This window comes from Bradyrhizobium sp. dw_78 (genome assembly GCF_018449525.1).
GTDB lineage: Bacteria > Pseudomonadota > Alphaproteobacteria > Rhizobiales > Xanthobacteraceae > Bradyrhizobium.
In genome coordinates this window covers 40,368-61,612 of the sequence record NZ_JAAVUS010000005.1, presented here as the reverse complement: position 1 = coordinate 61,612, position 21,245 = coordinate 40,368, and the positions used below count along the sequence as shown (strand labels likewise).

Annotated in this window: 19 protein-coding genes; 8 read left to right on the top strand and 11 right to left on the bottom strand. The window is 63.7% G+C overall.

Annotated features, from left to right (window positions below; genetic code table 11):
- The first annotated feature begins 293 nt into the window (after nucleotides 1–293).
- From HB630_RS14685 to HB630_RS14675, 3 genes are all read left to right on the top strand, one after another.
- A complete protein-coding gene (locus HB630_RS14685; protein ID WP_213772990.1) occupies nucleotides 294–638 on the top strand; it encodes a twin-arginine translocation pathway signal protein in 345 nt (114 codons plus the stop codon).
- A gap of 72 nt (nucleotides 639–710) precedes the next feature.
- Nucleotides 711–2,711 (top strand): LodA/GoxA family CTQ-dependent oxidase, encoded by a 2,001-nt coding sequence (locus HB630_RS28765; RefSeq protein ID WP_213772989.1) that lies wholly within the window; start codon nucleotides 711–713, stop codon nucleotides 2,709–2,711.
- Nucleotides 2,712–2,749: 38 nt separating this feature from the next.
- Nucleotides 2,750–3,937: an NAD(P)/FAD-dependent oxidoreductase gene (locus tag HB630_RS14675; RefSeq protein WP_218626138.1), complete on the top strand. Its 1,188-nt coding sequence runs from the start codon at nucleotides 2,750–2,752 to the stop codon at nucleotides 3,935–3,937.
- 49 nt (nucleotides 3,938–3,986) lie between these two features.
- Here the strand turns inward: HB630_RS14675 and HB630_RS14670 are convergent, their stop codons facing one another.
- Nucleotides 3,987–5,816, bottom strand: coding sequence for a hypothetical protein (locus HB630_RS14670; RefSeq protein WP_213772987.1), 1,830 nt, complete (start codon nucleotides 5,814–5,816; stop codon nucleotides 3,987–3,989).
- Nucleotides 5,817–6,103: 287 nt separating this feature from the next.
- Complete coding sequence (locus HB630_RS14665) at nucleotides 6,104–7,300, bottom strand: DUF2125 domain-containing protein (protein WP_213772986.1); 1,197 nt, start codon at nucleotides 7,298–7,300, stop codon at nucleotides 6,104–6,106.
- A gap of 126 nt (nucleotides 7,301–7,426) precedes the next feature.
- Here HB630_RS14665 and HB630_RS14660 point away from each other — a divergent pair, with 126 nt between their 5' ends.
- On the top strand, nucleotides 7,427–8,029 hold the full coding sequence (locus HB630_RS14660; RefSeq protein ID WP_213772985.1) for a gamma-glutamylcyclotransferase: 603 nt from the start codon (nucleotides 7,427–7,429) through the stop codon (nucleotides 8,027–8,029).
- 171 nt (nucleotides 8,030–8,200) lie between these two features.
- On the opposite strand, the gene HB630_RS14655 is transcribed toward HB630_RS14660, so the two are convergent.
- From HB630_RS14655 to ftsE, 4 genes are all read right to left on the bottom strand, one after another.
- Nucleotides 8,201–8,971: a lysophospholipid acyltransferase family protein gene (locus tag HB630_RS14655; RefSeq protein WP_213772984.1), complete on the bottom strand. Its 771-nt coding sequence runs from the start codon at nucleotides 8,969–8,971 to the stop codon at nucleotides 8,201–8,203.
- Nucleotides 8,971–9,675, bottom strand: a complete 705-nt coding sequence (locus tag HB630_RS14650) for a YdcF family protein (RefSeq protein WP_249780861.1) — start codon at nucleotides 9,673–9,675, stop codon at nucleotides 8,971–8,973. Before HB630_RS14650 ends, HB630_RS14655 begins: the two co-directional genes overlap by 1 nt.
- A 208-nt stretch (nucleotides 9,676–9,883) precedes the next feature.
- Nucleotides 9,884–10,852 (bottom strand): ABC transporter permease, encoded by a 969-nt coding sequence (locus HB630_RS14645; RefSeq protein ID WP_213772982.1) that lies wholly within the window; start codon nucleotides 10,850–10,852, stop codon nucleotides 9,884–9,886.
- The gene (ftsE, locus tag HB630_RS14640) at nucleotides 10,845–11,504 is read right to left on the bottom strand and encodes a cell division ATP-binding protein FtsE (RefSeq protein ID WP_213772981.1); all 660 of its coding nucleotides are present in this window, start codon (nucleotides 11,502–11,504) and stop codon (nucleotides 10,845–10,847) included. The genes HB630_RS14645 and ftsE overlap by 8 nt, the downstream gene beginning before the upstream one ends.
- Before the next feature lie 202 nt (nucleotides 11,505–11,706).
- Between ftsE and HB630_RS14635 the strand changes: the two genes are divergently transcribed.
- On the top strand, nucleotides 11,707–12,636 hold the full coding sequence (locus HB630_RS14635; RefSeq protein WP_213772980.1) for an MJ0042-type zinc finger domain-containing protein: 930 nt from the start codon (nucleotides 11,707–11,709) through the stop codon (nucleotides 12,634–12,636).
- Between the two features lie 141 nt (nucleotides 12,637–12,777).
- Complete coding sequence (locus HB630_RS14630; protein ID WP_213772979.1) at nucleotides 12,778–13,155, top strand: response regulator; 378 nt, start codon at nucleotides 12,778–12,780, stop codon at nucleotides 13,153–13,155.
- A gap of 139 nt (nucleotides 13,156–13,294) precedes the next feature.
- Here HB630_RS14630 and HB630_RS14625 read toward each other — a convergent pair whose 3' ends face one another.
- Nucleotides 13,295–15,853, bottom strand: a complete 2,559-nt coding sequence (locus tag HB630_RS14625) for a TIGR02302 family protein (protein WP_213772978.1) — start codon at nucleotides 15,851–15,853, stop codon at nucleotides 13,295–13,297.
- Nucleotides 15,854–16,085: 232 nt separating this feature from the next.
- Between HB630_RS14625 and HB630_RS14620 the strand changes: the two genes are divergently transcribed.
- The gene (locus HB630_RS14620; RefSeq protein WP_213772977.1) at nucleotides 16,086–16,991 is read left to right on the top strand and encodes an NAD(P)-dependent oxidoreductase; all 906 of its coding nucleotides are present in this window, start codon (nucleotides 16,086–16,088) and stop codon (nucleotides 16,989–16,991) included.
- Nucleotides 16,992–17,144: 153 nt separating this feature from the next.
- On the opposite strand, the gene lysA is transcribed toward HB630_RS14620, so the two are convergent.
- The 3 genes from lysA to argH form a co-directional block, all read right to left on the bottom strand.
- Nucleotides 17,145–18,410, bottom strand: coding sequence for a diaminopimelate decarboxylase (gene lysA, locus HB630_RS14615; protein WP_213772976.1), 1,266 nt, complete (start codon nucleotides 18,408–18,410; stop codon nucleotides 17,145–17,147).
- 7 nt (nucleotides 18,411–18,417) lie between these two features.
- On the bottom strand, nucleotides 18,418–18,690 hold the full coding sequence (locus HB630_RS14610) for a lipoprotein (protein WP_213772975.1): 273 nt from the start codon (nucleotides 18,688–18,690) through the stop codon (nucleotides 18,418–18,420).
- A 90-nt stretch (nucleotides 18,691–18,780) separates the two neighbouring features.
- Entirely contained in the window at nucleotides 18,781–20,178 is a 1,398-nt protein-coding gene (gene argH / locus HB630_RS14605) for an argininosuccinate lyase (RefSeq protein WP_213772974.1), read from the bottom strand.
- A gap of 125 nt (nucleotides 20,179–20,303) precedes the next feature.
- On the opposite strand from argH, the gene HB630_RS14600 reads away from it, so the two are divergent.
- A complete protein-coding gene (locus HB630_RS14600) occupies nucleotides 20,304–20,993 on the top strand; it encodes a TlpA family protein disulfide reductase (RefSeq protein ID WP_213772973.1) in 690 nt (229 codons plus the stop codon).
- 33 nt (nucleotides 20,994–21,026) lie between these two features.
- Here HB630_RS14600 and HB630_RS14595 read toward each other — a convergent pair whose 3' ends face one another.
- Nucleotides 21,027–21,221, bottom strand: a complete 195-nt coding sequence (locus HB630_RS14595) for a putative motility protein (RefSeq protein ID WP_213772972.1) — start codon at nucleotides 21,219–21,221, stop codon at nucleotides 21,027–21,029.
- Nucleotides 21,222–21,245 lie beyond the last annotated feature (24 nt).

Genomic DNA, 21,245 nt, shown 5'->3' with positions numbered 1-21,245 from the left:
CGATTCGCTCGAAAATGCCATAGGCCGATGACGGGCCGCGTCGAGAGCATCGTCACCGGCATTGAAGATCGGGAGGCTCTGCCGGCGCAGGCAGGCTCGCCGACATCAATCCGGTGTTCGGCCTGGCTCGGCTCGCGCGACGCGTGCCTGTCGCTGAGCTGCCAATCCGAATGACCTGAGCCCTTAATCTTTACGCTCGCTTAAATCCTGATTGACGATAATCTCCAGTAAATCCTGTCTCTGAAAGACAGAGGCGCTAAGATAGAGTCGCCAGAACCGGCGGGCGAGGAAACATGGATATCAAGCGTCGAGATTTCGTTTGGGGAGGCGCAGCGGCCTCTGCCCTGTTGCTGGCGGGCATCGACAACGCCGCGACAGGCGAGAACGCGAACAACGCAGCGGCCTCAGGTATCGATTCGCAGATCGAGAAATCGATCAAGGCAAGCTTCGGCGGCGGCTTCTCGGTGCGGGCCCATACCCGATCAGGCGGACTAACTTACGCCGATATCGAACATTTCGGGAATCGATATGCGGTCGCCTCGGCAGACCTGCTGGACTGGAAGATCGTTCGCTCCTCTATGAGAAATCCGGGTTTCTCATCTTCTTCCGTCAGCAGCTTGTCGATCTCCGGGGTTTGAGAACCCTTGGATATCGATGGGAGGCGCTCTTTCAGAGCCGAGTGAACAGCAGCAATTTATAGAGGTCAAGCGGTGGCCGAGAAGATCAAGAGCATTCGTATCCACCCTGGTATCGGCATCGCTCGTCTGGGCGACAGTGACGAGTTTTACATTGGCCCCGAAGCGCCGGGAGTCGTGGTCGATCCGGGTGGCCGCAATGGCCCCGGGCCAAACGGCGGAACCTACCGCGATAGCGGAGCGCGGCTGAAACGCCAGGCGCAGCGATATCGGATCTATGCCTACGACGTCAACGACAAGGTCGTCGCGGAGCTCAGCTCTGATTCTGGTCTCGTCAGATCCGTCCGCTGGCGCGTTCATGTCAGAAACATGAAGGCGGCGAATTATGCGTTTCAGGGGGCGTATCTGTTTGACCCGGACAAGCTGCGAAACCCGTCGATCCAGCCGGGCCTGAAGCCGATCGAACGTGACAAGCTGATCATCGATCCCGGTGTGCATACGATCGCCTCCGGGCAGGCCGGACCGGTCGTCATGAAAGGCGATGTTTTCACCGGCATTGAAAAGGGGACGTTGCCGGGCCAATTGCGTTTCGATGGCTTCACGCCAAAGGATCCTTCGAAACAAGTCGAGGTCACTTACAAGGCCGCCAGGAATATCGAACTCGGGCAGCTTCGCCTCGATTCCAGGGACCGCCTGCTGTTCGTTCCGGCGTCCGGGAAAGGCGAATGCGTCACGACACCCAAAGTGGCGCTGTCGAACCCGAGCGCGACAGTCAGCCCGCCGAACGGTCCGGAGGACGGTAAAAACCCGCTGACGAACCAGTTTGCCTATTTCAACGTTCCGGGATGGTGGGACGACACTTGCGGCGGTGAAATCGACGTCACGGTCACGCTCAAGGACGGCACGGTCTTGAGTACACGCGACAACGTGAAATCGGCAACGGACGAAGGCACGAGGAATCCGCATGCCGGGGCGTGGATCGTCACCGCGCCACCGAAGTTCGTACCCCACATGTATCACGTGGTGTCGATTCTGGATCGCGTCTACGAGGGTTTTCCTGAAGCGTACCCCTACGCCAAGCAGAAGACGAACTTCTACCGCGATGTCTATCCCGTCTTCGCCAAGGCGGTTAACTACGGTTGGGTGAGCACCGAGGCCGCGGGCGTTACGCCGGAAACCAAGGACGCCGCCCATGGTCCGAAGCAGCCGGGTAACTTGCTCAACCACGATTACATGGCCGCTTTCACCGATCCGGGCGAGAACAGCAAGCCGACGCGGCAGATGGTCTACGACCTGATGCGGCATGCGCCCGGAAAGCGCGGACGGCTGGTCGATTCGCTGATGCCGCCGCCGCCGGATCGCCCGACCAGCTGGAAGAACGATGAATTCAAGCGCGACGAGGAAGACTTCAAGATGCCCAAGCTGTGGGGCACCGCGGGCAAGCCGGCGCAGAACAAGCAATTGGGCAACAATTTTCCCGACCAGTTCCTGAGCCTGACCGACTGGCAACTCAATCATTTGAAGGAGTGGGCGGACGGGAATTTCGACGTCGGCGTTCCCCCAAAGCCCGTGGCCCTTGAGTCGTTGCCGCTGGCTGAGCAGCCGCACGCGCTGGACAGTTCGGCGCTCGAACCCACGATCGGCGGCGGTTTCCACCCCGGCATCGAATTCCCGTATCTGATCATCTATCGGGAAAATTTCGCCGAGGCGTTCCGCGTCAACAAAGACATCGAGCCTGGCGCGCTTGCTGCCTATATGTCGAGCCCGTGGCATGGCGACTTCTGGTCCTGCAACGCGGCCTGGTGGCCGGTGCAGCGGCCGGATATCGTTTTCGAATACGACAAAAAGAACCAGACCCGAACCTACAAGGAATGGTTCCGCGGATACGATGAACACGGCGAACCGCTATCGTCCACCGATGGTTATCACCAGATGGCCTATGCCTGGTCAAAACTGGGGATGGTGCTGCCGGTCAAAAATAAGGACGGCAGCTACCTGAAAGACAACGGTGAGATCGTATTCGTCGAACAAGAGCGTCATCCGGCGCTGAACCGGCCGCCCGCCAAAAGAAAATGACGAGAGAAAACAACAAGAGAAAATAATTCGTGCCATCGATGTCGCTGCGCGACCGGACCAATACAACATGGGACGTCGTCATTGTCGGCTCCGGACCTGCGGGATCCGCAACCGCCATCACGCTGGCCAAATACGGCCAGCGTGTGCTGCTGGTGGAGAAACAGCGATCCCCCAGCTTCAAGCTCGGCGAGTCCTTGCCGCCGACCTCGATCGGTCTGGTCAAACACTTTCTGGGAGACCCTGACGGTCCGGAACAACAACTTCCCGGGCTTTTCAGCACGGCCGGCAACGTCTCGCTATGGGCGAGCGAGCAGGCCGATATCGCGGACTTTTTCTTCACGCCGACCGGCCACGGCCTGTGCATCGACCGATTGGCTTTCGATGAAGCCCTGCGTGCGAATGCGGTTGCAGCCGGCGCAACCTTGCTCAAGGGCGTCAGTCTCCAATCTTGCGCGCGTATCGCCGACGGCTCCTTCAATTGGCAACTGACGTTGATCTCAGATGCCGAGATGCGGCAGGACCGCGCCCGTTATCTCGTCGACTGTTCCGGTCGGCAGGCGCTGGTGGCCCGGACGCTCGGTGTCCCGACGCTCGATCATGACGATCGGTTGTTCGCCTATGCGCAATGGTTTTCCTGCGCCGGCGGCGACGACGACCGCTATACCCGGATCGAGGCTGCGCCGGACGGCTGGTGGTATAGCAACCGCCTGCCAGGCAGCGACGGCGGCGAAACCCGGCGATTGGTGGTTTTTCACTCCGACAAGGATCTGCCGGCAGCGCGACTGGCGGCGTCACGGCAAGGCTTCGATCAGCTGCTGGACGGTTCGACGCATATCGCACCGCTGCTCAAGGCCAGGGGCTATCAGCCTTGCGGGACAATCCGGGGCGCCGCGGCCAACGGCCAGCGATTACGCGACTTCTGCGGTGACGGCTGGATCGCGGTGGGCGATGCGGCGCAAGCCTATGATCCGCTGTCGTCGCAAGGCATCGACAAGGCGCTCAGGACGGCCAGCCACGCCGGACACATGATCCATTACGCGTTGACAGAATCTCCGCGGAGCAGCGCGGAATTGGGCAGCGGCAATACGTATATCCATCAATACGACGAGCAGCAGCGCCAACACTGGCAGGCCTACCTGTCGCAACGAGACCACTATTACGGCATCCAGCCTCGCTGGTCTGATCAGCCGTTCTGGCGGCGCCGGCGGCAGTCGGCGCGAATCTGACCGTGCAGCGATTGGAAGGCGGCGGATTTCGAGAGCTGCCGGATATGGGCTACCGGGTGCCGCGTTTTGCGGACGCCTGCTCTTGCGCTTTTTTCAATTCAGTCCATGCCGGGGCCCATTGCAGGGCCTTGTTGTAGGCCTCCACCGCCTCGCTCCATTTCGCCTGGGTGGAAAGGACATCGCCGGTCGCCTTTAGAGGTTCGGCCCAGTGTGGCGACAGCCGATGCGCCGTTTCGAACTGCTGGAGCGCGTGGGTCTGGTCGCCATGACGGGCGCGCGCCAGGCCTTCGCGGTAATACGCAAAAGCAAGGCTTGGAGCCGCCGCTTGCGCTTTGCGGTAAGCGTCCTGCGCCGCGTCCCATTGGCCGCTTCGGTCGAGCGCGTCGGCCATGAAGGCACGGCATCTCACGAATCTCTGGTCATGCAGCAGCGGCAGGGCCCGCTCGACCTGTCCCGCTTCGATGTAGGCATGCCCGAGGCTGCATTCGAAATCCGAATAGAACGCGCGCAGCTGATCCGAGTTTCGCCAAAGCTTCACAGCCGCCTCGAACCTGACGATGGCGGTGTTGAAATCGCCGGCGTCCATGGCTTGATAGCCGGGCAAGGTTTCGGCATCGAAAGAGGTCGTCGCGTCTTCGGGGGGCGACTCCGCCAGATACAGGTAAGCAGCCGCCCAGTCGTGCCGGACCGCTTCCTGCTCCGCGATCCACGAACTCGCATCATATTGCGCGCCTTCGTGCTGAGCCAGTTGACGGTCAGCCAGAAGACCGGCGATGACTGCACCCGGATCCAATGTCATCTGCGCGAAATTTGTCTGGTCGTAGAGGGTCGGCTGCAACCGTGATGAGACATTCCTGGCCTCGGCCATCATCTTCAACCCGGATTGATATGCCGCCTCTTCTCCCTCCGTTTGCGGCAGGATGCCGATCAAATTGTTCCAGGCGCGCCAATAGTGCGGATTGAGGCTCATTGCAAAACGAAAGCGTTCGCTGGCTTCCTTGACGCGGCCAAGGATGAACCACGCTTCGCCCCAGAGGTTGGCTAAAACCGACCGGTCTGCATCGGTCGCCCGCGGGTAGGCCGCGCGGATGAACGCAATGGCGTCGTCCTGGCGATTGGCAGCGACGAGATAACTCCCGAAAAGAACCGGCTGGGCGTAACCATAGACATGCTCCGCGGCTTTTCGGGTGAGGGCATCGATGTCATCCATCTCGCCTTCGAACGTTGTCGGCGGAATGCGATCGCCGCGGATCGAGAGCAGAAGCTTGCCCTTGCTGGTTTTGGTCAACGCGCCGTCGATATGCGTGTCGTGGCCGAAGGTCCGATGCAACGCATTGTTGATCTGATCGAGCGAGATGCCGGCTTCGGGCACTTTGATTTCGATCGAATTGCTCCAGGCGTCCTTGATCTGCCGCTGGGCCGCAGAGAACTTCGTGCTGTCCTGGATTTTCAGGAGTTCGTCGAGAACCTTGCCGGCGACAACGGTGCCGCTAAGTCCGTTTTCCGCCAACGACGTCGGCGTTTCAAATTCATCGACGACGACGGCGTTGGAGAGAATGGCGGTGCCCCACATGGCGGCAACGCCGGCCGCCACCGCAAATCCAATCACGATAAATGCGCACTGCGCGATAATACGCAGAATGTCGCTGATGCGCTTGCGGACGGCGGCGCGCCTTTCCCTGGTCTTTTCCTCTTCGAAATAGGAAACCTGGAGATCGATCAGCTTTTTATTTGCGGACAGGAACGTGTCCGCGATGTCCTTGTCCGGCTCGTTGTTCTGCGACTGGCGCAGGGCGTAGGCCGTCGCCAGATCGGACGACAGGCGCACCGCGTCGGCGTTTTCCGCCTCTATTCCTTCGGGAACGAATTCCGGGGTCACAGGGGGCTCGTTTTGGTTCTAACCTGGACTATTGTCTAGATCTTCTGACTTTCGGTAAAATCGGATTAGTAATTTCGTTCGAACAATTAGCTTTCTATAGAGACTCAGGATGACAGCAACCATTTAGGCTATCAAGAACTGCGAAACGGTGAAGAAGGCGTGACCCGACGGATATTTTGGACCAGCGGGATGCAGGCTATGGCATCGTCATGGCCCGCTCCAGATAGAGCCGCTTTCACGCGGTTAGAATGAGTTTGAAAATGCCCGATGCAGTTTCGGTCGGGCTCTCAAAACAGCGGCGGCACCTGGGCGACCTTCAAGGGCCCGAGAAACACCGCACCATCGACAAAGCGCAACGGAAACGATCGCGCCGGCTTGCCTTCCAGCACCGCTTCCTTGCCGAGGGCATTGAGGCCGGCGGCGACGCCGACCGTGGCGTTCTGCTTGATCGCCTTGCCGAGACCGGGGATCGCGCGATCGAGCGCGCCGAACAGATTGTTGATGTCCTGGGTTTTGACGCCGGGCGCGACGCGGTCGAGCGTCGCCTGCGGCACGCCCTCTTCGAGCATTTTCTCGAGGCCGAGCGCCGAAATCACCTTCTCGATCCCGACGACGGTCATCTGCAATTCGCCCTCGATACGGCCCTGGGCATCGAGACTGAGCGCGCCCGCGGCGACCGCGACGATGTCGCCCTGCTCGATCCGCGACTGCACGATCTCGGCATGGCCGCCAGCGGCCTGGATTTCACGAAACCGCTGCGGCCAGGGCTTTGGCGAAAAATCCTTCAGGCCGCTCAGCCTGGCCCGCACGTCGGCATTGAACGGCTGTGCCAGCAGCGGATGCACCTCCTGCACGCTGCCGCCATCGATTTGCAGCATGGTTTCGATCACGGGATGGCCGGACGGCGATCCTTCGGCGAGGCGGCCGTGCAGTTCGACATGTTTGGCGCCGGCCAGCGGCGTCTCGGTCGATCCGTTGACGCGGGCGACCGAGGGATCGTCGAACACCAGCGAAACGCGCTGCGGATCGCCCGGCAATCCGACGATGCTGCTGCGCGCCGTGCGCCAGTTCGCGACCATCGTAAGCTGATCGGCCTGATCCGAAATCGTCGCCGGCGCGGTGAATTCCGCGATCAGCAATTTCGGATCGTAGACCTGCGCCACCACCAGGATTTCGCCGAGCGTGGCCGTGATCGGCGCCTGCGTGGCGGTCTGGCCGGCGGTCTGCGAAACCAGCTTCACGCTGGGATCGTTGCAGCGGACCTCGAGGCGGAACGGATAACCCGACACCGAATGCCGGGCACAATCATATATCCGGCCCGATCTGGCCTCGCGCGCGCGCCAGGCGTCGGCGGTCTCGTCGACCTTTGAGGCGGAATAGAACCAGAACGCGCTCCAGGCCACGGCGGCGACCAGGAGCAGGACGGGAGCGATGAACAGGCCCCGGAGCGAACGCCGGCGGGGTACAAGGATGGGATCGGACATGGCGCGTCGTTTGACCAGCAATTTTGTCAATTAAGCGATGCAATCCATGCCGCGCCCATTAAGTTCACCCATCTTACAAGTTAACCTAATTTGAGCAAAGGTCAGATTCTGATAGGCGTCGACGCAATGCCCGCGAAAACCGTACCTGACGTGGAATCCGCCAAGGGCGACCTGTGGGTGTTCGGCTATGGCTCGCTGATGTGGCAACCGGGTTTCGAATTCATCGAGCAGGTGCCGGCGCGGCTGATCGGCGAGCATCGCGCGCTCTGCGTCTATTCCTTCGACCATCGCGGCACGCCGGAAAAACCGGGGCTGGTGCTCGGGCTCGACCGCGGCGGCGCCTGCCGCGGCGTCGCATTCCGCGTCGCCGCCGGGCAACGCAGCCGCACCGTGGAATATCTGCGCAACCGCGAACAGACCACCAACGTCTATCGCGAGGTGATGCGCTCGGTCTGGCTCGACAACGAGGCCCGCGAGCGGGTCAGCGCGCTGGCTTACGTGGCGGACCGCGGCCACGTGCAATATGCCGGCCGGTTGCCGTTGGCGGAGCAACTCCGCCTCGTGCAGGAAGGGCATGGCCGTTCCGGAAACAATCGCGACTATGTGCTGTCGACCGTGAAGTCGATCGAGGCGCAGGGTTTTCGCGACAGGGAATTGCATCAGCTGGCGCAGATGCTGCACGACGACGCCCACTCGCTTCGGCCGCCACCGGAGCGCGATCGGTTCTGATTGAATCAGAACCGAAGCTCTGGATTCTTATTTTGACGCGTTTTCTTCACGCGAACCGGTATCCACTTCGCTCGAAAACGCTCTGGATTGTTGTTTTGACGCGTTTTCCTTACGCGAACCGGTACCCGCTTCGCTCGAAAACGCTCTGGAAGGCACCGGACAGGCCTGAAATCAGGCCTTTGCCGTAGTATTGGGTACCCGGCCGAACAATTCGGCCTGCTCCCGCCGCGTCGCCTCGACCAGCCGGCCGGTGGCCTCCTCGATCACGGTGGAGACGCGTGCGATGAATTCGCGGCGCGACAGGCCGGCCGGCAGCGGATCGAGAAATTCGACGACGATAGTGCCGGGATAGCGCATGAAGGTGCGGCGCGGCCAGAACAGACCTGAATTGAGCGCAACCGGCAGGCATGGCACGCCGCAATCGGCGTAGATCTGGCCGATGCCGCTTTTGTAGTCCGGCGGCGCGCCGACCGGCCTTCGCGTCCCTTCCGGAAAGATGATCAATTGGCGGCCGCGGCGAACCGCCTCGCCGGCGCGGCGCGTCATGGCCAGCAGAGCACGGCCGCCGGCGAGGCGGTCGATCCCGATCATGTTCGCCTTCTTCAGGTACCAGCCAAAAAACGGGATCCATTCCAGCTCGCGCTTGAGGATGTAAAGCGGCTGATCGAAGAATTGCACCAGCGCGAAGGTCTCCCACATCGACTGATGTTTCGAGGCGACAATCAGCGGACCGTTCGGGATTTTCTCGAGCCCGCGATATTCCACCTTGGTGCCGCAGATCACGCGCATCAGCCAGATCGTGCTGCGCGCCCACCACCGCGCCACCGTCATGATGGCCGACCGCGGCATCACAAAGGTCGGAAGCGCGAAGATGAGCCAGAATATCAGGACGAGATAGAATAGCAGGTTGAAAACCAGCGAACGCAGGAAGATCAAAACCATCAATAACCCGATCTGTTGGCCTGTGCCGTCGCCGACCTGCGCGGAACCAGGGAGCCGCCCGGCACATCGCCGGCCTCGGGCATCAGATCGAGACCAATATCGGCGAGATGCACCCGCACTTCGGCGGCAACATATTTCACATATTCCGATAGCAGCAGCCGAAAGGTCGCACCACTGGTCCACCACGGTTCGTCGCGCCATTTGTCGCCGACGACCGCGAAGGGAATAAGCGTGATATCGGGCATCGCGTGCGACAATTCGACGATGGCGCGCGGCATATGGTAGTTCGACGTCACCACGATCAGCGACCTGAAGCCGCGCTCATGGGCCCAGCGCCGCGTCTCCGCCGCGTTGCTGCGGGTATTGACCGCCGAATGGTCGAGATCGACGCAGCAGCTCATCAGCGACTGGCTGTCCGGCAGCGAACGGGAGATATCGGCGGCGTCGCTGGTCGGATGCACGCCGGAGATCAATAGCCGCTTGCCATAGCCGCCGGCCAGAAGTTCCACCGCGTCGGAGACGCGCGACGAGCCGCCGGTGAGCACGACGATGCCGTCGGCATGGCCGCCGGGCTTGATCTCGGTGCCGTGCAGCTGCGACAGGAAACCGACAAAGCCCACCGCCGCGCCGACGAACATGATCGCCAGCACGGCCACCGTCGCGGCGCGCAGCCGGCGACGCGGCGCGACGCCCCGCGCTTTCATTGAAATATCGTCGGGCTGTGAACTCATATGGCGCCGGCGCTTGTCCCCTCGAATGTCCGTCGGGTCGATATCCCGGCGGCCGGGCTCCAGGATATAGCGTTTTCGATTCCGATTGAATCAGAACCGAAGCTCTATCCTCGTTGTCTTGACGCGCTTTGTTCAGGCGAAATGAAGGCTGGCCGTCGCGATATCCACGCACAAACCCTTATCATTCGATGTCGTCAAGCGTGGCGAACAGCGTCCGCCGCGAGGCCCAGGCGGTGATCGCCGCGATCAGCACCGCCTGCGCCGCCAGCGCCAGATAACCCGACGGCCGCAACGAAAATGTCCCCAGCAGCGCTGCGAACTGATCCCCGACCGGGGTTCCCGAGAACCAGCCGGTGATCGATTCCGAGAATCCGAAAACCAGCATCGCCGCGCCGCCACCGATCAGACCGCCCTCCAGCCCAAGCCTGAGGAAATGCCGCAGGAAGCGGTTGGCGATATAGCGGTCGCCGGCGCCGACGAAATGCAGGACCTCGACGATCGGGCGATTGGCCGCCATCGCCCCGCGCGTGGCGAACGAAACCGAAATGATGGTCGCGATGATCACCAGCACGAGGATGCCGATCCCGGCCAGCACGGTCGCGCCGGTCATCGACCGCATCCGCTCGATCCAGGCGCGATGGTCGTCGACGCTGGCCGTCGGCGTCACTTGCGTCACCCGGCTGCGCAAGGCGGCCAGATCGAGCACGGTGCCGGGTTGTACCTGCGCCACGATGACGCGCGGCACCGGCAACTCGTCGAACGAAATGCCGGTGCCAAGCCAGGGCTCGAGCAATTTGGCGGATTCCTCCTTGGTGAAGGGCCTGACCTCGATAATGCCGGCCTGCCTGCGCATGACGTCGGCCACCGCCTGGGTGTCGCGGTCAAGGTCGCGCCCGGCGGCGGGCCGAACCTGAACGGTGATCTCGCTGGAGACGTCCGATTGCCACTCCGCCGCCGACGCGCTCACCAGCAGCACCGTACCGGTGGTCATCGAGGCGAGGAAGGTCATGATCGCGACCACGGCGACCAGCGCACGGCCGGCGATCGAGGCCCGCGGCACGATCGGCGACATGTTGCGCGCCTGCGGCGGCAGCTGCGGGCGCTCGTAGCCGAGATCGACCAGCGGCCCATGTTCGTCTGCCCTACTCATAGATATGCAACCGTCCCTGATGCAGCACCAGCCGCCGTGCTTCATACTGGTCCATCAGGGTGATGTCGTGGGTCGCGATGACGACGGCGGTTCCGGACTTGTTCAATTCGATGAACAGCCGCAGCAGGCGCCGCCCCAGCGTCGGATCGACATTGCCGGTCGGCTCGTCCGCCAGCAACAGATGCGGCCGCGAGATCACGGCGCGCGCGATCGCCGCCCGCTGCTTTTCGCCGCCGGACAGGATCGGCGGCAGCGCATCCATCCGCTCGCCGAGCCCGACCCATTTCAAGAGATCGATGACTTCGCGGCGGTAGCTGGATTCCTCGCGGCCCATCACCCGGAACGGCAGCGCCACGTTTTCATAGGTCGTCATGTGGTCGAGCAGGCGGAAATCCTGCAACACGATGCCGATCCGCTTGCGCAGGTCAGCGATCTCGTCCTTGCCGAGCAGCGAGACGTCGCGGCCGAACAGATTGACCAGGCCGCGCGTCGGCCGCAGCGACAGAAACAGCAGCTTCAACAGCGAGGTCTTGCCGGCGCCGGAGGGGCCGGTGAGAAACTGGAAGGAATGCGCGGGGATCATGAAACTGAGGTCGCGCAGAATCTCCGGGCCGAGCCCGTAGCGCAATCCGACGTTTTCGAACCGAACCAAGCTCAGCTCCGTTCGAGGTGTGTCCAGGCGGAAAACCCGAACCGAAGGCCGGCGACCGGCGGCGATTGCCGACAGGTCGAAACGGTTTTGCTTCGGTTATGGTTTCCGATTCGTTAACGGTCGCCTTGTAGCATGCGCCCGCGGGTGCCTGTTTCCGCAGGTCAACTTAACTTTTTCCGGTGCCATTGTGGAGATCGGCTCCATGCAGATCGTCTGCCCCCATTGCGGGACCTCCTACGCCATTGATTTGACGACCCTGGGGACGGCGGGCCGTACCGTTCGCTGTGCCCGCTGCAAGGAAGTCTGGCTGGCACGGCCGGAGGACGCCGTCGAGGCATTGGCCTCGGTATCCGGCGCCGCGGGCGCCGGCCGGCAGGCCACCGAGGAGGATGCGGCCTCGGAATGGGAGGCCTTGGCGCGGGAAGAGGAAACCGAATACGACGCCCCTGTTGTCGACAGCCCCTCGATTTCGGCGGATTGGCCTGCCGACGGGGACGACGTGTCCCGCAGCGAAGACGATTGGCCGTCGGCAGCCCGCTACGATGCCGAAGACGGCGAAGCCGAACCGCCGGGGCGGCTGTCGAAGCTGCGGGCCCTGTTGCAGCCAGGGATGCTGCTTCGGGCGCAGATTCGGGCGCAGCTTCAGAAGCTGCGTCACATGCCGGTCGTCAAATCCCTGGCCAGCCTCCCCTTCACCAGCCTGCCCACAGCCTGCGCGGCGATGGGCGCGCTGGTGCTGGCGCTGATCGTCTGGCGCGTCGAGGTGGTGCGCCTGCTGCCACAGACCGCGACCTTCTACCGGCTGGCCGGACTCGGCGTGAATCTGCGCGGGCTGGCCTTCAGGGACGTCAAGATCAGCCGCGAAACCGTGGAGGGCAAGCCGGTGCTGGTGATCGAAGGCGCGATCACCGGCGAAACGCGCAAGGCCGTGGAACTGCCGCGGCTGCGCTTTAGCGTCCGCGACGCCCAGGGCGCGGAAATCTATGCCTGGAACGCGGTGCTGGAGCAGCCCGTGCTCAAGCCGGGCGAAAGAGCCTGGTTCAAATCGCGGCTGGCTTCGCCGCCGCCCGAAGGGCGCGATATCGATATACGTTTCTTCAACCGGAGAGACATCGCCGGCGGCAGCACATGAACGCAATGCTGCCGGGCTTTCCCATGGCGTTTTCGAGCGAAGTGGATTCCGGTTCGCGTGAAGAAAACGCGTCAAAACCAAGGAGGACAGAGTTTCGGTTCTGATTGAATCAGAACCGAAGCTCTGGAAAACGGTGCCTTGATGCCACGCGTGCTGATCGCCGACGATGAAGACTCGATGCGCGCTTTGGTCGCGCGCGCCATCGCGATGGATGGCCACGAAACCGTCACCGCGCAGGACGGCGCCGAAGCGCTGGAGATCCTGAGCCGCGAAGACGGCGCGTTCGACCTGCTCCTTACCGATATCCAGATGCCGGTGATGGACGGCATCGCGCTGGCGCTGACCGCCGCCCGCGATTTTCCGGAACTGACCATCCTGCTGATGACGGGTTTCGCCGCCCAGCGCGAGCGCGCATCCGGCCTCAACGCCATCGTGCATGATGTCGTGACCAAGCCGTTCTCGGTGGCCGACATCCGCACCGCGGTCGCCGACGCCTTGTCGGCGCGGAAGGGCGATTAGCGCGGCGACCTGCCTCAATTCGTCATTGCCGGGCTCGACCCGGCAATCCATCTCTCCGAAGTGAATCACGCGAAGAAGAACGATGGATACGCGGGTCAAGCCCGCGTATGACGCTGTCCCCGAGTGGGCGCGGTGTGGCCTAATAATCCTTCAGCAGCCGCTCGAGGTAATCGAGCTCGATCTGCGGCCGCGCCGGATCGGCGAGGCGGCGGCGCAGCTCCTCCAGGATCCGGCGCGCCCGCTGCACGTCGATTTCGCCGGGAATCTTCACCGTCAAATCGTCGCTTTCGTGGGGGCGCAGCGGCCGTCCGAGCGGATCGGTGGCATTGCTGGTGCTCTGCTGCCGGCCTGCGCGATTGCCGGGTCCGTTGCCTTGTCCGTCGCCGTCGCCCTGCTGCATGGCCTCGGCCATGCTCTGGGCGCCCCTGCGCAGCGCGTCGAGCGCCTTGCCCTGCGAATCCACAGCGCCGTCGGCGTTGCCCTCGCCGAGCCTGCCGCCGGCATCGTCCATCGCGCTGCCGGCATCGCCGAGCGGATCACCGCTGTCGCCCTGCTGCTGGTCCCCGTCCTGACCCTGCTCGCCTTTCTGGCCGCGCTGGCCCTGACCAGCCATGCCGCGCTTGGCAAGCTCCTGCTGCAACTTGTTGAGCCGGTCGCGCAGGCTTTGCTGATCCTGCTGCAAATCGCCCATGTCCTGGTCGCCCTGCTTGCCGCGCATCCGGTCGCGCCGCGAATCCTGGCCCTGCTTGAACGTCTTGTCGCGCAATTGCTGCTGCTTGCGGATCACGTCGCCGAGTTCGTTCAGCGCCTGCTCCATGTCGCCATCGCCGGACTGGCCGGGCTGCGCCATTTGCAGATTTTCCAGCATCGATTCCAGCTGGTCGAGCAATTGCTTGGCGGCGTCCTTGTCGCCCGAGCGCGACAGCCGCTCCATGCGCTCGATCATGCTGTCGAGATCCTGCTGACGCATCACCCTGGTATTGGGATCGAGCGGGCTGGCCAGGGCTTGCGGATTGTTGCGCATCTGCTCGGCAAGCTGGCGCATGAAATTATCCAGCGCGGCGCGCAGATCATCGGTGAGCTTCTTGATCTCCTCGTCGCTGGCGCCGCGTTCCAGCGCCTGCTTGAGCGCGTCCTGCGCGGCGCGCAGGGCCTTGTCGACATCGGTGATATTGCCGTCCTCGATGGTGACGGCCAGCGCCCACAGGCTGGCGACCACCTCGCGCAGCCCATCGTCGGTATGGGCGGCCTCCAGCTGCCGGGCGACATCGTAGAGCCCGAGATACTGGCCGGTTTCCGGCGTGAACAGTTCCGGCGCGATCATCAGCGCGTCCAGCGCGGCATAGACCTGGCCGCCCTGGTTGGCGTCGAGCGCCAGGATACGGCGCTGCTCGATCAGCGCCCGTGCCAGCGGCTTGGTGAACAGCCGCTCCGGAAGCCGCATGCTGGACGGCTCGCTATGTCCCTCATTGCCGGCCTCGTCTTTCGCCGTCAGCGTCAAGGTGACGTCGGCGCCGGCATAGGGATTCTCGCTGAGATCCTTGACCGTCTGCCCGACGCCGTTGCGCGTCCGCGCATTGGGAAGCACCAGCGCGAATTGCGGCGCGTCGAACAGCGGCCGCGGCTCGGTATCGCCCTTCGGCCCCTCGGCAGGGCGCACGGCAACATGGGCCTGCGCTTCGGTGACGCCGTAATCGTCCTCGATCTTGTAGGAAAGCTGCAGCGAGCCGCGGGCCTGACGCTCCGGATCCTTTGTCAGCGCGATCGACGGCGCATGGTCGGGGATCGCGCTGAATTTCCATTCCGGCTGACCGGAGGGCGCGCGGACATGCGCGGCGCCGTCGCCGGTGACGGTGAAACGCCGCTCATTGGTGCCTTGCGGGGCCTGTTCGGTCGAAGGGGCTTCGGTCAGGCCGCCGGAGACCGCGACGTCGAGCGCGCCGCCGCTGGAGCGCACGATCAGCGTGCTGCCTGCCGGAACCGGCAATGGGGTTGCGCCCGCGGCGTTGCCGGTCCCGGAATCCTTGTTCGCCGCCGACAGGATGATCGGAGGCTTGCCGGTATAGATCGGCGGCGTCACCCAGGCATCGACCCGGACATTGGCCGGCGACAGCACGCCATTCCAGTCAAACGCCGCTTCGGTGCGCAGCAGGCGTTCATCGCCGGCCGCGACATAGGTCGCCACCAGCAGCACCGCGACCAGCGCGCGCAGTGCCCAGGGATCATGGATGGCGAGCCGCGGCGACGGCAGGCCGGCGCGAATGCGCTTGATCGAGGCCAGCGTTCGCTCGCGCTGCGCCTGCCACAGCGCGCGCGCGACCGGATCCTGCGTCACCAGCGTATCGGTCAGCGCGGTGGCGGGGCGATGGCGGATGCCGGTGCCACGGTCGAGACGGCTGAGCGCTTCTTCGCGGTTGGGCCAGCGGAAGCGAACCATCGGCAACAGCGCGCCGAGCGCCAGCAGCACGAACAGGCCAAGCCCGGCGGCGCGGGCGATGAACGGCAAGGCCAGCCACAGGCCGGCCCATGACACCACCAGGAACAGGCCGACGACCGTCAGAAGCCGCGCCAGATGCGGCCAGCCGCGCTCCCACGCGATCACGTAGCTCGCCCGTTGCAGGGCCTGCGTCAGGTGCAGCCGCGCAACGGCGTCGGGATCGCGCATTGGCTCTGGTGAGTCGGGGATGGCGCCGCTCAATAAACTCTCCGTAGTCGCCCGAACAGCAGCCTAGCACGGCGGCGGCAATGAGGCACCCTTTCCGTGGCGGCAACCCACACTCCGGAACCGGCACAACACGAGGCCGTAACTGGCGTTAATCCCGGCACGCCGGCGGGCGTTGACAGCATACGCATCGCGCGCGAAGTTTTCGCGGCAAACGATAAGCCATAATCAAATAAGGCAAAATCAAAAAGGGGCGGGAGGAAACAGCATGGACATCGGATTCATCGGCCTGGGCAAGATGGGTTTTCCCATGGCCCGCCGCCTGATCGCGGCCAAACATCAACTGATCGTGTTCGATACGCGCCAGGAAGCCGTCGGCCGGCTGGTCGCGCTCGGCGCGCAGACGGCATCATCGCCAAGGGATATCGCCGACCGGGTCGAGACGGTGTTCGCCAGCCTGCCTTCGCTTCAGGCCTCGCTTGAGGTCGCGACCGGCCAGAACGGCGTCATCGAAGGCAAGCGCGTCAAGCGCTTCGTCGATCTCTCCACCGTCGGCACGCACATGGCGGTGCGGATCCACGGCCTGCTGGCGAAGCGCGACATCGTGCTGCTCGACAGTCCCGTCAGCGGCGGCGTCGGCGGCGCCGAAAAGGGCACGCTCGCGGTGATGGTGTCGGGCCCGCGCGCCGATTTCGAGACGGTGAAGCCGGCGCTCGATGCGATCGGCAAGGTGTTCTTCATCGGCGAGCAGCCCGGTTCGGCCCAGACCATGAAGCTGGTGAACAATCTGTTGTCGGCCACCGCCGTCGTCGCGACATCGGAAGCCGTCACCATGGGCGTCAAATCGGGGCTCGATCCGAGCGTGATGATCGACGTCATCAATGCGGGGTCGGGCATGAACACCGCGAGCCGCGACAAGTTTCCGCGCTCGGTGCTGCCGCGCAGCTTCGACTTCGGCTTCGCCACCGGGCTGATGGTGAAGGACGTGCGGCTGTTCCTCGAAGAGGCCAAGGCGCTGGGCATGTCGATGGAAGTCGCCGAGGCGGTCGGCCGGCTATGGGAAGTGGTGATGCGCGAGACGGGCGCGGAATCCGATTTCACCTCCGCGATCAAGCCGATCGAAAAAGCGGCGGGCGTGATCGTCGGAGGAAAGGGCAGCCACGCCGCGAAGTGAGTCCGGTCAGGGTCTCCACTTCGTCGTCCCGGCCCAGCCAACGGGTCCGCGCAAAGCGCGGCCCGATGACAAGCTCCGCACGAGCCCTGCGTTCGCAGGGACGACGCCGCATTATGGTCATGGTCACGAAGAAATAGCCTGCAGCCACGAGGCTCACAGCCAGGGCGCGGGCTTGTCCATCGCAATCAGGGCGTCGGCGTCGACACGCGGCCGCACCACCGCATATTGATCGTCCTTGACCAGCACTTCGGGCACCAGCGCACGGGTGTTGTAGGTGCCGGACTGCACCGCGCCATAGGCGCCGGCCGTCATGATCGCCAGCAGATCGCCGGCCTTGGGCTCGGTCATGCGGCGGTCGAGCGCGAGGTAGTCGCCGCTTTCGCAGACCGGGCCGACCACATCGGCCACGATCGCCGGCGCCCCCTTGGCGGGTTCACGCACCGGCACGATGTCGTGATGCGCCTCGTAGAGCGTCGGGCGGATCAGATCGTTCATCGCCGCGTCGATGATGACGAAGTTCTTGGCCTCGCCGTGCTTCACATAGATCACGCGGGCAACGAGAATGCCGGCATTGCCGACGATCATCCGGCCCGGCTCGAACATCAGCGTGCAGCCGAGATTATGCGTCACCCGCTTGACCATCGCCGCATAGACATCGGGCGCCGGTGGCGCCTCGCGGTCCATGTAATAGGGAATGCCGAGGCCGCCGCCGAAATCGACATGCGAGATCGTGTGGCCGTCGGCGCGCAGCGTCTGGACGAATTCGGCCAGGATCCGGAACGCCGATTCCATCGGCCCGAGATCGGTGATCTGGCTGCCGATATGCATGTCGGCACCGGTGACCTCGATGCCCGGCAGCTTCGCCGCGCGGGCATAGACGGCGCGCGCGCGCGACAGCGGAATGCCGAACTTGTTCTCGGATTTTCCGGTCGAAATCTTGGCGTGGGTGCCGGCGTCGACGTCCGGATTGACCCGCACCGAGATTCGCGCCGTCTTGCCGCTCTCGGCGGCGAGCCGCGACAGCAATTCCAGTTCGGGCTCGGATTCGACGTTGATGCACAGGATGTCGGCGGCCAGCGCCGCACGCAGTTCGGCTTCGGTCTTGCCGACGCCGGAGAACAGGATCTTTTGCGGCGGAATGCCGGCGGCCAGCGCCCGCTTGAGTTCGCCGCCCGAAACCACGTCCGCGCCGGCGCCGAGTTTCGCCAGCGTCCGCAGCACCGACTGGTTGGAATTGGCCTTCATGGCATAGCACACCAGCGTCTTCTCGCCGGCGAAGGCCTCGGTGAAGACCCGGTAATGACGCTCCAGGGTCGCGGTCGAATAGCAATAGAACGGCGTGCCGACGGTATCGGCCAAGGTGGAAAGATTCACCGCCTCGGCGTGGAGCACGCCGCTGCGATAGTCGAAATGGTTCATAGCGTGCTCAGTTACCCAGCAGCGGATCGAGAACAAACGATTTCTTCGGGCCTCTCGGCGCGGCGGGCGAAGCGTCGCTGCCGTAAGACGGATTGAACACGCTCGGCGTGCTCGCCTGTTGCTGCGCTGTATCGGTCGGCGCCGCACCGGTCGGCGTCTGCGACGCCGTCGGCGGCAGTTCGAGCGGACCTTTGCGGCCGCACCCGGCCAGCGCCAGCGCGGCGGCCGCGACCAGGATGAGGGCCCATCTCGGCGACAAAGGGCTAGAAATACGATTCACGGCGATATCCCCAAAGCGGCGGCACCATACAAAGATTGCACCGCTCTGGCGAGAGCCGGACGGTGATGAAATTGCGGCACAAATCGCGGCTCAGCCCAATTTCCGCTCTTTTTCCAGCCGCTTGAGCCACGCCTTGGCCTGCGCCAGCACGTTCCTGGGCGCGGTTCCGCCATAGCTGGTGCGGCTCTTCACGGAGGCCTCGACCGACAGCACCGCCAGCGCATCCCGGGTGATTCTCGGCTCGACGGCCTGCATCGCCTGCAACGGCATCTCGTGCAGCGCGGTCCCGTCCTTCGAGGCCTTGGCGACGATACGCCCGGTGACGTGGTGGGCGTCGCGGAACGGCATTTTCAGCGTCCGCACCAGCCAGTCGGCGAGATCGGTGGCGGTGGCGTAGCCCTCGCCCGCGGCCTGTTTCATCCGTGCCTCGTCCGGCACCAGATCGGTGACCATGCCGGTCATCGCCCGGATCGCCAGCGACAGCGCGCCGAACGCTTCCATCGCGCCCTGCTTGTCCTCCTGCATGTCCTTTTGATAGGCGAGCGGAAGACCCTTCATCACGATCAGCAGCGCGCTCAGCGCGCCGATGATCCGGCCGGTCTTGGCGCGGACCAGTTCGGCGGCATCGGGATTGCGCTTCTGCGGCATGATCGACGAGCCGGTGGTGAACTTGTCGCTCAGCCGCACCAGCCCGACCAGCGGCGAGGTCCAGATCACGATCTCCTCGGCGAAGCGCGACAGATGCACCGAGGCGATCGAGGCCGCCGACAGGGTTTCGAGCACGAAGTCGCGGTCGGAGACGGCGTCCAGCGAATTGGCCATCGGCCGGTCGAAACCGAGCGCCCTGGCGGTGGCGTCACGGTCGATCGGAAACGACGTTCCGGCCAGCGCCGCGGCGCCGAGCGGCGATTCGTTCAACCGCTTGCGCGCATCGGCAAAGCGGCCGCGGTCGCGCGACGCCATCTCGACATAGGCCAGGAGATGATGTCCGAACGTCACCGGCTGCGCGGTCTGCAAATGGGTGAACCCCGGCATCACGGTGGCGGCATGTTCGATCGCCCGTTGCACCAACGCATGCTGGAACGCCGCCAGCGCCGCGTCGGTCTCGTCAAGCGTGTCACGAACATAAAGCCTGAAATCGGTTGCGACCTGGTCGTTGCGCGAACGCGCGGTATGCAGGCGGCCCGAGGCGGGCCCGATCAATTCGCCAAGCCGGCTCTCGACATTCATATGAATGTCCTCCAGCGCGCGCTTGAATTCGAACGATCCCTTGCCGATTTCTGACAAAATCGTGTCTAGACCCTTGCCGATATTTTTCGCATCACTGGCGGTAATGATGCCTTGCGCGGCGAGCATGGCCGCATGGGCCTTGGACGCGGCGATGTCCTGGGCATACAAATGACGATCGACGTCGATGGAGACGTTGATTTCCTCCATGATCGCATCGGGACGCTCGGTGAACCGGCCACCCCACATCTTGTTGCTCATGACTTGTCGCTCACACCCTGCCGCTGATTGTCGCGCCCTTCGGAAAACGCCGCTACCGTTTCCGCTTGATCGGCCCGTAACTTCGGGCCCTGCATAGCCGTATCTGACACAGGATGACAAACGATATGCTCGATGAATCCCCGCCCCCTCCGGCAGCCACGCGCCGGATTCCCTTCGGGATCGCTTTGGCCCTCGGGGCCATGCTGATCGGGGCCGGGATCGGATTTGCCGGGATTTACGGGACCGGCGGCTTGAGCCGGACTGCGGCCGGCGATGCCGTTTGCCGGCCTGCGGTCGCGTTATCACGCAAGCTGGCGCCGCTGGCGCAGGGCGAGGTGGCGGCGCTGACCATGGCGACCACGCCGTTGAAGCTGCCGGACCTTGCCTTTGAGGATGCCGACGGCAAGCCGCGAAAGCTTTCGGACTGGCACGGCCGCATTGTGCTGGTGAACCTGTGGGCGACGTGGTGCGTCCCCTGCCGCCGGGAAATGCCCGCGCTCGACAGCCTGCAACGCAAGCTCGGCGGGCCGGGCTTCGAGGTCGTCGCCGTCAACATCGACACCCGCGATCCCGAAAAGCCCAAAAATTTCCTGAAAGACGCCGGCCTGACCCGGCTCGGCTTTTTCAGCGACGATAAAGCCAAGGTTTTTCAGGATCTTAAGAGCATAGGACGGGCGTTGGGGATGCCGACCTCGGTGCTGGTCGACGGCCAGGGCTGCGAGATCGCGACCATCGCGGGGCCCGCGGAATGGGCCAGCGACGACGCCACGAAGCTGATCTCGGCCGCGATCAAGCCGGCCGCGACCGGATCCTAGAGCCTTAAAACGCTATAGAAGAGAAGACCGTCTTCAGGCCGCTATATTCAGATTGCCGCCGATGCCGGGGCCGAGATTGGCCGTCGATGGGCTGCTTGGAATACCCAGAAGGGTCTGGACCGAGGATTTCTCCGCATCCATGTTGGATTTCATGACGGAGGTCGCGATCTGCGTCTGCGTGTTCCCCGCCTGGGCCATCATGACGGCCGCCACCAAACTCATATCCATACGCAATACCCCTGGAGCAGGATC

Bases quoted from the DNA above. Each gene is read 5' to 3' on its own strand.
- HB630_RS14685 (WP_213772990.1), top strand. From the start codon at position 294: ATGGATATCAAGCGTCGAGATTTCGTTTGGGGAGGCGCAGCGGCCTCT.
- HB630_RS14675 (WP_218626138.1), top strand. From the start codon at position 2,750: ATGTCGCTGCGCGACCGGACCAATACAACATGGGACGTCGTCATTGTC.
- HB630_RS14665 (WP_213772986.1), bottom strand. From the start codon at position 7,300: ATGTCCGATCCCATCCTTGTACCCCGCCGGCGTTCGCTCCGGGGCCTG.
- HB630_RS14660 (WP_213772985.1), top strand. From the start codon at position 7,427: ATGCCCGCGAAAACCGTACCTGACGTGGAATCCGCCAAGGGCGACCTG.
- HB630_RS14655 (WP_213772984.1), bottom strand. From the start codon at position 8,971: ATGGTTTTGATCTTCCTGCGTTCGCTGGTTTTCAACCTGCTATTCTAT.
- HB630_RS14650 (WP_249780861.1), bottom strand. From the start codon at position 9,675: ATGAAAGCGCGGGGCGTCGCGCCGCGTCGCCGGCTGCGCGCCGCGACG.
- HB630_RS14645 (WP_213772982.1), bottom strand. From the start codon at position 10,852: ATGAGTAGGGCAGACGAACATGGGCCGCTGGTCGATCTCGGCTACGAG.
- HB630_RS14635 (WP_213772980.1), top strand. From the start codon at position 11,707: ATGCAGATCGTCTGCCCCCATTGCGGGACCTCCTACGCCATTGATTTG.
- HB630_RS14630 (WP_213772979.1), top strand. From the start codon at position 12,778: ATGCCACGCGTGCTGATCGCCGACGATGAAGACTCGATGCGCGCTTTG.
- HB630_RS14620 (WP_213772977.1), top strand. From the start codon at position 16,086: ATGGACATCGGATTCATCGGCCTGGGCAAGATGGGTTTTCCCATGGCC.
- lysA (WP_213772976.1), bottom strand. From the start codon at position 18,410: ATGAACCATTTCGACTATCGCAGCGGCGTGCTCCACGCCGAGGCGGTG.
- argH (WP_213772974.1), bottom strand. From the start codon at position 20,178: ATGAGCAACAAGATGTGGGGTGGCCGGTTCACCGAGCGTCCCGATGCG.
- HB630_RS14600 (WP_213772973.1), top strand. From the start codon at position 20,304: ATGCTCGATGAATCCCCGCCCCCTCCGGCAGCCACGCGCCGGATTCCC.
- HB630_RS14595 (WP_213772972.1), bottom strand. From the start codon at position 21,221: ATGGATATGAGTTTGGTGGCGGCCGTCATGATGGCCCAGGCGGGGAAC.